The organism is Bacillus sp. ISL-78 (genome assembly GCF_018613455.1).
GTDB classification, from domain to species: Bacteria; Bacillota; Bacilli; order Bacillales; family DSM-1321; genus Peribacillus; species Peribacillus frigoritolerans.
On sequence record NZ_JAGGQC010000033.1, the window covers coordinates 1 to 8,994 of the forward strand.

Annotated in this window: 9 protein-coding genes; 7 read left to right on the plus strand and 2 right to left on the minus strand. The window is 33.9% G+C overall.

What is annotated here, in order from left to right:
• Window positions 1-380 precede the first annotated feature (380 nt).
• Complete coding sequence (locus tag J7I96_RS24545) at window positions 381-1,205, minus strand: STAS domain-containing protein (RefSeq protein WP_396020137.1); 825 nt, start codon at window positions 1,203-1,205, stop codon at window positions 381-383.
• Between the two features lie 1,416 nt (window positions 1,206-2,621).
• On the opposite strand from J7I96_RS24545, the gene J7I96_RS24550 reads away from it, so the two are divergent.
• The 5 genes from J7I96_RS24550 to J7I96_RS24570 all read left to right on the plus strand — a co-directional run bounded on the left by J7I96_RS24550 (window position 2,622) and on the right by J7I96_RS24570 (window position 6,415).
• A complete protein-coding gene (locus J7I96_RS24550) occupies window positions 2,622-2,789 on the plus strand; it encodes a hypothetical protein (protein WP_214771514.1) in 168 nt (55 codons plus the stop codon).
• A gap of 110 nt (window positions 2,790-2,899) precedes the next feature.
• Window positions 2,900-3,541: an HAD hydrolase-like protein gene (locus tag J7I96_RS24555; RefSeq protein ID WP_214774904.1), complete on the plus strand. Its 642-nt coding sequence runs from the start codon at window positions 2,900-2,902 to the stop codon at window positions 3,539-3,541.
• 59 nt (window positions 3,542-3,600) lie between these two features.
• Window positions 3,601-4,242 carry an alpha/beta fold hydrolase gene (locus tag J7I96_RS24560; RefSeq protein WP_215048142.1) on the plus strand — a complete coding sequence of 214 codons (642 nt, stop codon included), beginning with the start codon at window positions 3,601-3,603 and terminating at the stop codon, window positions 4,240-4,242.
• A 404-nt stretch (window positions 4,243-4,646) separates the two neighbouring features.
• Complete coding sequence (locus J7I96_RS24565; RefSeq protein WP_251029237.1) at window positions 4,647-5,885, plus strand: hypothetical protein; 1,239 nt, start codon at window positions 4,647-4,649, stop codon at window positions 5,883-5,885.
• 245 nt (window positions 5,886-6,130) lie between these two features.
• Complete coding sequence (locus tag J7I96_RS24570) at window positions 6,131-6,415, plus strand: DUF4183 domain-containing protein (RefSeq protein WP_214774902.1); 285 nt, start codon at window positions 6,131-6,133, stop codon at window positions 6,413-6,415.
• Window positions 6,416-6,509: 94 nt separating this feature from the next.
• On the opposite strand, the gene J7I96_RS24575 is transcribed toward J7I96_RS24570, so the two are convergent.
• Window positions 6,510-6,917, minus strand: a complete 408-nt coding sequence (locus tag J7I96_RS24575; protein WP_251029238.1) for a DUF4183 domain-containing protein — start codon at window positions 6,915-6,917, stop codon at window positions 6,510-6,512.
• Between the two features lie 448 nt (window positions 6,918-7,365).
• Between J7I96_RS24575 and J7I96_RS24580 the strand changes: the two genes are divergently transcribed.
• Together J7I96_RS24580 and J7I96_RS24585 are read left to right on the plus strand one after the other, a co-directional pair.
• Window positions 7,366-7,695, plus strand: coding sequence for a hypothetical protein (locus J7I96_RS24580; protein ID WP_215048144.1), 330 nt, complete (start codon window positions 7,366-7,368; stop codon window positions 7,693-7,695).
• A gap of 846 nt (window positions 7,696-8,541) precedes the next feature.
• Window positions 8,542-8,934, plus strand: coding sequence for a GNAT family N-acetyltransferase (locus tag J7I96_RS24585; RefSeq protein ID WP_215048146.1), 393 nt, complete (start codon window positions 8,542-8,544; stop codon window positions 8,932-8,934).
• Window positions 8,935-8,994: the final 60 nt, after the last annotated feature.

Genomic DNA, 8,994 nt, shown 5'->3' on the forward strand with positions numbered 1-8,994 from the left:
CCATGAGACATGTGGATATCCAAAAGTGCGATCATAACTTTGCTTAAACCAATTTTTTCCTATAATTGGCTAGTTTAGCATACACTTTTTTCGATAAATCCCTATCCTTGAGGAGTAATGCCGAGCTTACATAGATAACGGTTAATGATATGACTATGAAATCCTAAGAATTCTAGAGCAATCGTGAGATTGTGTTTAGTTTATTGAGGGAGTTTAGTTGAATAAGAAAACGAATTGATTGGTGTTGAATTAAATACCTAACTATAGTTTTTATACCAAGATGTAATTGCTGGGCAGGAACAAATATTTAGACAGTTGGTCAGAATATATTGAATTAGAAAAAGAGTCGGCAAAGCGACCCTCTCTAAGATTCTCCGTGTTTAACTTAATAAGTATTTATTCAATGCTTGTTGTAAAGTTCCCAATGTTTGTGCCTTTTCATTTAATCTCATTTCTACGTTTATCATATTTCTAGCCACTTCAGCTCTTATCCCGGTAACCACAGTGTCACATCCCATTAATGAAGTGCCGTCAATAATCTTCATTAAATGATCAATTACTTCAGTCTCCATTTCCATAATTCCAGATAAGTCAATAATCAATGTTTGAATACGTAATTTTCCAATCTCTATTAAAACTTTTTCCTCGAGAATATTCGTTCGGTAAAGATCAACCGCACCAATTAAAGGCAAAATACATATAGTGGGTGTTATTGGTATTATAGGCACCGAAAGATTTTCAACCAATTCTTTTTGAGCCATTATCAATGAATCTTTGTATTGAGAATATGTAATAAAAAAAACATTTAAAAACCTGTCTACTTGATTATTTACTTGTTTTTCTACCGAAAAAAATGCTTCAGTTAAAACCTTATTCGTTACCTCGTTATATTCTTGTAGGAACTTCCACAAGGTTCTTCGAATGGCTTGCACCCACTCTAATTTGAAAGATAATGGAATTGCGTGTGTCGCCCAAGCTATACCTTCTTGTTTAGCAAATGATTCAAGTTCTTGTTCGTTACCCTCAATAATGTATTGAATCAGCATATGGGCATTATTTATCAGGTCAATATTACCGACCGTTAGAATTTCTTCAATTTTTTCTTTCACATTAGATGCTTCGTTTAATAATGAATCTTCAAAATCCTCTTTATTTTCTTGGATGAATTCCAGTAATTTATATGCATCTAGTGACACCTTCATAATATAATCCCCCTATTTTTTATATGCCAAAACTACAATTACCCTGTTTTTATAATTACTAAACCCGTTTACACTATAAGCTTCTAATTTAAGGGGAAAATCAATGTATTTATGTTAATTAATATTGTGAAGATTTCTACTTAAACTCCCATGAAAATTAAAAAAGCTCAAAATCCAGAAAAAAGACCCAGTAAAAACGCTTTTTAAAAAAAGGCTGAGCCTTATGAGTGATCTGATTGAGTTTGGTAAATCGTTAAACAAAAAACTCCAATCAAAGCAAATTAAGTAGAGGCTAGCGCGACGACCAAAAAAGGATTAATCTCCCATGAGTGCTACCCATAAAGGCGCGACAGTCGGTGGTACACCGTGGTCGTCGGAGTCAGACTAACGGATGGGCTCAAAGGCACCATAGTTCAACGACCTTCTTCGCCAGCCATTAAAACATTATCGACATAGAGACCAATTTTCATTCTCTGTGGTGAAGCGCTGATTTTTGCGCTTCATAGATGGCTAATGGGTGCGTTAGCTGAAGATCAGAGCTGTCTTTAAGGCAGCTCTTTCTTATGCAACTATCGGGGCAGTTTAGTTCAATAAAATTATTTTATTGATTTTAGTAAATATTGCAGTAAATACTATAAAATGTAATATATTAGAAGCAGACTTTTGGGGTAGGTGTAAAAAGTGAAATTAAAAATATTGTTGGTTGTAGTTTCATTTATTCTTACGTATATTACTTTTAATACTCCGGGGATAAGTGAAATGTGGTCTTCATCGGGTATTTTTGAGGTATGGAGTTTTTGGTTATTAATTATGATTTTTTTCTTCTACATAAAGAAAAAAGATTGAATTTCTTGTTCAACTAAAAGGTGCAAGAGTTGAAGAATATATGATTTAATTGAACTTTATCACTTTAGGAATTATAGTTGAGGAGTCCAAGATTAAATGGAATTATATCCCAAGCGAACTGAGAAATATAAAAGGAAACAGCCTCCAGGCATTTTGTTTTTTTTTTGGAAGTTTTTATCTATTAATTGAATTACTTCCTATCCAATATAGGAACATATGGACAGCATTGGGTGTATCCCAGGGTATATCTCTTATTATTATTACTCTTTTTGTGGTTATTGATAGAATAAAGGGCTGGTATTATACAAAGTGGATTGTGTTTATTCTTATTTTTATATTGGGTGTAGGTTTATATATCTTCAATGACATAAATGGGAATTAAGATGCAACTATTCTAATTTAACTAACGGGTGCTTTACTTCATTACTAGGAGCTGATTAGCAGCTCCTTTTCTTATAGAACTAAAGGGGCAGGATAGTTGAAGAACGAATGTGGTTTTTAATGGTAAAATTAACCTGATTATATTTATTAAGTAGTTTACGTGATATAGAAAATAAATTAGGAGTTGTTTTTATGTTTGATATTACCTTGATTTTGATTATAGCTTCTGCTGGGGGAGTTATTGCTATTACCGGCTTCCTCGTTATATTAGGTCGAAGAATTTCAGAACCTAAGAAAGAACTTCAACAAAAAATCGATAAACTAGAAGAAGAGGTTCAAATATTAAAAAATCACAAGTAAAAACTAACTTTAATGAACTAACGGGTGCGTTAGCTGAAGATAAGAACTGTCTTTAAGGCAGTGCTTTTTAAAAATGTTTTAATGAGAGATAAAGAGAGGGGGAATTTTCAATGAGTAAAGCAATTATTTTTGATATGGATGGAACCTTATTTCAAACAAATTTAATTTTAGAACCTGCCCTAAAAGAAACATTTGATGTACTACGAAAAGAAAATTTATGGGATTCAAAAACACCGATTGAGCAATATAGGAAAATTATGGGTGTACCTCTACCGGTTGTATGGGAAACACTTTGCCCAAACCACTCACTAGAAATACGAGTAAAGAGTAATGAGATTTTTCATAAAAAGCTTATAGAACTAATACAAGCACAAAAAGGTGCATTATATGCTGATGTGGAGAGAACATTAAATGAGTTAAGTAAAAAGTATCCCTTGTTTATTGCCAGCAATGGACAGATAGAATATTTACAAGCAATTGTAGAAACTTATAATTTGGATAGGTTTATTCAAAATACATATAGTATCCAACTAATTAGATCTGGGCATAAGTCAGATTTAGTGCAAATGGTGAAAAATAAAAATCAAATTGGAAAAGGTTACGTTGTCGGAGACCGGTCTTCAGATATATCTGCTGCTAAGGATAATGAACTTATTGCAGTTGGTGTGAACTTTGACTTTGCTCAAGAAGATGAATTAAAACAAGCAGATTTTGTAGTGAATAACTTCAAAGAAATCTTAGAGTTAGTTTAAATTCTAAAAGGCCGCCAATGAAGTGAACCCAAAAAGCCGGTATAGAAGAGGAATTAAGTATGAAAGAAACCTCTAAGGATTTAGAGGCTATTAGAGAAGCTTTAAATTATAATAAATGGTGCTTTGCAGGGCATTCAACTGGAGGAATGCTTGGTTTAATTTATGCAACAATGTTTCCAAAATCTCTGACAAAACTATTAGTTGGAGGAGCAACTGCTACTAAAAAATATATGGAACACGAAGGCAGTATTTATAGTCCTCGTAGTCCACTAAATAAAAAACTGAAAAAGATTTTTGCTGTATTAAAATCTCCTGACTCTACCACTGAAGAGCGAAGGGATGCTAACAGAGAATGGACTAATATGTCTTTATATAACAAAGAAAAATGGGATGAATATTTTAAAAAACCGAGCAGTGGAAAAGTTGTACAAAAAAGGCTAGATTATTATTCTTTTAATGACCTGCCAAACTACGACATTCAAACTGAACTGTATCAGGTTACTATCCCGACCATTGTTTATTGTGGAAGACACGATGCCCAATGTCCTCTTGTTTTTTCTGAAGAAATAAATGCAGGTTTGAAAAATTCCAAACTTTATATTTTTGAAAAAAGTAATCACGTACCGTATTTAGAAGAGAAAGAAAAATTCCTTCAGATGGTTTCAGATTACAAAGGACTGATAACGAAAACCTATTCTTAATGAACTAACGGTGCGTTAGCTGAAGATCGGAGCTGTCTTTAAGGCAGCTCTTTTCTTATGGCACTAACGGGGCAGGTTAGTTCCACAAGCACAGTGTATTCGTACTGTGCGACTTGCGAATTAAGTTTGGTATATAAGTGAAAAATAAAGTAACTATATTTAACCAAATTTAAGGATGTGCAACTTGTTTAAAAAAAATTGTTCCTCACAGCCACTTTGTGCTTTACTGTAACCCCTGGAGCTTATGCGAATGTTAATAATGCTGAAACTCAAAAAGCTTATTTTGAATTAGGTTACGAATCAATCTATGATTCCTTAGTAAAACAACGTTGAACTAACAATTCTAGAATCAATATAGATTGAATATCTATAAATGAACTACTGGTTTGTGAAAGGGTGGTAAAATGTCAATCATATTGATTTATGGAGGTGCCATTGACGGTTCAATGAAATCAAATATTAGTGGTATTGATCCAAGTATCGGCTCGTTATATGATCGCTTACAAGTTGCCCAGTTTGATAATATCTTCAACGTTTTACCTGCATATGGTGTTTCTGCTCTACGAGATGTGGTCACAACAAGTGGAAATGGAAGTGTGAACAATACTAATGGAAATGGATATATTTTAACTACTACCGCCTCAGCAAACGACTCTGCTATTTTAGATACGGCAGAACGTGGCCGATTTAACAGTGGTACAGCTTTTGAAACAGGTGTAGCTATTCAGATTCCTTCTCCACCAACAGGAAACCAAAGGATAACATGGGGAATATTTGATAATGATAATGGTCTGTACTTTGGCAAGGATTCCGGTGGAATATTTATTGCAACAAGAAGAAATGGAAATGAGAATGTTAAAGTTTATCAGTCCCAATGGAATATCGATAAATTAGATGGAACTGGACCAAGTAAGTTAACACTAGAGCCAAGTAGGGGATATATGTACCAAATTAGATTTGGAAGTAATTATGGCATTGTAGAGTATCGAATACTTATGGTCGATCCAACTAATAATTTAGAAAAACCAATAACATGTCATAGACAATCTACTATATCACAACCTATTGTAGGAGACCCTAACCAACCAGTTTGTGTCCAAATCCAAAATGGTGCTACCGCACAATCTCTTACTGCTAACGTGAGAGGGAGATATTATGCTAACTTAGGTACAGCTAAGCCATTGAACCGGATGACCTCAGAGCGTAGATTAAATGTTTCTACTAATAATACTACTTTTGTGCCACTTGTCAGTTTTCAAAAAAAAACGACATTCCCCTCAGGAGCAACCAAAAGTAACTCCATAAATGTAACCGTTAATGGTTTTGATCTTATTACCTCTATGGACGTTGTTTGGCAATTAAGACAAGGCTCAACTCTTACTGGAGCAAATTGGGTTAATCCAAGTGAGACTTTATCTAATGAAACATGTTGTTTTGCAGATACATCAGCTACAGCAATTAATGTATCCACAGGCGTGAAAATAATGGGCGGTCTTGCTGCTTCAGGTAATCGTGCCGCATTAACATCATTCCCAGTGGACATAGTCATGACTGGGTCTACTCCTGTAACATTATGTGTAAGAAACATAACCTCAAATACAGGGACAGTTAGTGCTGTTCTGCGTGTACAAGAGGAATGGTAAATAATCACCAATCTATCTAATATCATTAATAAAACTTCCTACAGATATTGTATACTGCTGTCCATTTGTTAATTATTTAAGAAAAAAGCATTTAGGATACTTTTACAATTATTAAAAATATTGTAAATAGGCTTATTGGTAGGTAGTTTACCGTCACCAAAATAAAAAAGATTAATAAACTGGAACAAGGACAAGTATTTCTTTTAAAAAAATGTCCTAATTCTTTTAGAAAGTGGTGACTCTAAATGCCTATTATCAAACCTTTTATGGCTTCAAGAAAATTCACTGCCACAATAGGAGATGGCACAGGTACTGGGGCAACGTTTGCTATTGCAGCAACAGCCTTTACGAATGATGCTGGTGCAGCTGCAACCGCATTTCCAGGTTCATTTGCCTATTATGTTTTATATATAAATGCTCAGATTCAAACAGCTGATACCTCAACCCTTACTACTACTACTATAACTATTCCAGGTGGCGATGCACTCGATGCTTCAACTCCAATTGTTGTTGAAGTTGTAGTCAACTAATACTCATGATTTGCCAATGACAAAATGCCGGTAATCAACATGGTGATTGTTCGGCATTTTGTCATTGGATGCGTAAGAACTTTCCACTTTTTCTTTATCCATAAATTATTACAAATTGAAGAATAATAGGGGATCCAGATGGGGGTATATCGTTAGAGAATGTAAGTTTTCCCTGTTCTACGATGTAATTTATATTTGGCTGTAATATTCCATTTATAAATAAGTTTATATAAGATACGCTGTTTGGATTAAGAATACCAGAGCTTCTGTATTTTAATACTCCATCTTGATTGGTATAAATCCTTTTTATGCCGTCAGAAATTGCAGTATATTGAAAAGTTTTTACCTTTAAAATGTTATTTGGATTTGGGTTTTCCCTCACTGGATAAATATTTGGACAACCTCTTGGTGGACTTGGTGATAAACAAATATTTTCATCATACAGTCCTGTTTTCTTTTGTTGCTGGTACATGCTATGATAACCGATTAATTTCTTAGTCATAACTTGCTATCAATTCCTCCTTTTTGGATAATGATGCTCCGAAAATCTCTGTATTTGTTCTTTATCTCCCTTACACTTATATATTCAATTCTTTTGGTTCAGGTATGGGTTCTACAGCTTCTATAATTTTCACATCCTGTTCCTGTTCCCTCCATTTACACATACAACATACTCTCTTCTTTATCCATCTTTACTCCTTCCGCCGTCGACTGCTAAGCCGTGAAAGTACAGAAGGCCAAAACCTAGATAGATTGAAAACTCACAAAATATAGGGTAGACGAAATTGTGAAGGATTGTACTTAAACTAACGGGTGCGTTAGCTGAAGAACGGAGCTGTCTTTAAGGCAGCTTTTTCTTATGCCACTAAAGGGGCAGGTTAGTTGCAAAAGGTTATATTTGCATTAAGGTAGAATATAAGTGAAAAAGTTAAAAAATAAGGGGTGTTTTTTTGGCGAAAAATATTGGGGATTCAGATTTTTTTAAACAAGCAGTAAAGAGAATTTGTAAAATTAAAAATATTAACCCCCAGAAACCTAAATTTGAAGTTATCGATAACTTAATGGTTATTAGTATAAAGAACCATTTAAAAGATGGAGTAGACTTAGATTGTTTCAATATTTTAAATCTGATTTATGGAATAATTGGACCTTTAGGGATAAGATTCAATCAACAAATGTACCTCTATCCAAATTCGGAAAGACTGGCTAGAGTAACTGTATCTTTTAAAAAAGAAGATTATGATGATTTAAATAGCAAAATGAAAGAATTTTGTGAATAAATGTACTTAAGCTAACGGGTGCTTTACTTCAATAACAAGGGTTGCTGCGGCAGCCTTTTTCTTATGGCACTAACGGGGCAGGTTAGTTCATTAAGCGTAGTGTGTTCGAACTGTGACGTAATAAATTAATAAGTAATTTTTATGAATATAGAGATTAGAAGCACTGTATTATGAGATTCACTAATCTTTCATTTATTGGTAAAGTAAGGAAGAGGTGATTTACTTTTGAAAAAGCTTCCCAGGTATACACAAAGTTTTATCTTCACTCTATTTTTTCTTATTTTGGCTTTAGTTTCTTTTAGCGTTTTTCAAAATTCTAAAGCTTTTCCAATTCTTTTTGGTTCTTATTCCCTTTTTAACTTAGCTCGTGGTTTATATTATTTAAGGCAAAGACAGACTCAAAGGTAAGACAAATTAGCCCATGCTGAGATTTTCCATATTCAACGTGCATTTTTGGTCCACCATTTGAAAAATCTTCTTTGAAAATATGATCAAGATATCCTAATAATGGGCTTCTGTGTATCCGGTCACGTACGGACCTTATATGGTTTAGAGACCATCCTGTCATCTTAGGTAAAGGCGACAGTAAAACCGTCTTTTTTTTGTCCAAAACTTAAACAGTAGGTGATTACATGAAAACTTGGATTAATATACTTATTGGTTTAGTATCAATTCTTTTAATCGCTATGATAATTGGAATTTTAAGCTTTTATTCAATTTAAGTTAGCTGAAATCGGAGCTGCCTTAGAGCAGTTTTTCTTAATGAACTAAAGGGGCAGATTAGTTCTACAAGGAATAAGTCTGCATAATATTGAATTCTATTGTAGATGGTGAAAGGGGAATTAAATGTACTATAAGGTCATAATAAACATACCAATATCTAATCATGAAGTACCGGAATTAAGGGAACTGATTGGTTGGGGAAGACGCGACAGAGATTTTCCAACCTTATTCAAACGATGTAACTTTTGGGCTGGAGTAAGAAACGAAAATAATAAACTTATTGCATTTGGTTATGTTGCTGGTATGGGATTAGAACATGGTTATATGGAAGACATAATTGTTCATCCTGATTATCAAAAAAAAGGAATTGGTGTGGAATTAGTAGGAGAATTATTAAGAGAGTCTGAACGGTATGGTTTAGAAATTGTTACCTTAACGCATGATCCCAAACATAAAAACTTTTATGAAACGTGCGGCTTTACTCCCTGTTCAGGTGGGTTATGGAAAAAACAGTAATGAACTAACGGGTGCTTTAGCTTAAGATCGGAGCTGTCTTTAAGACAGCTTTTTTGTATG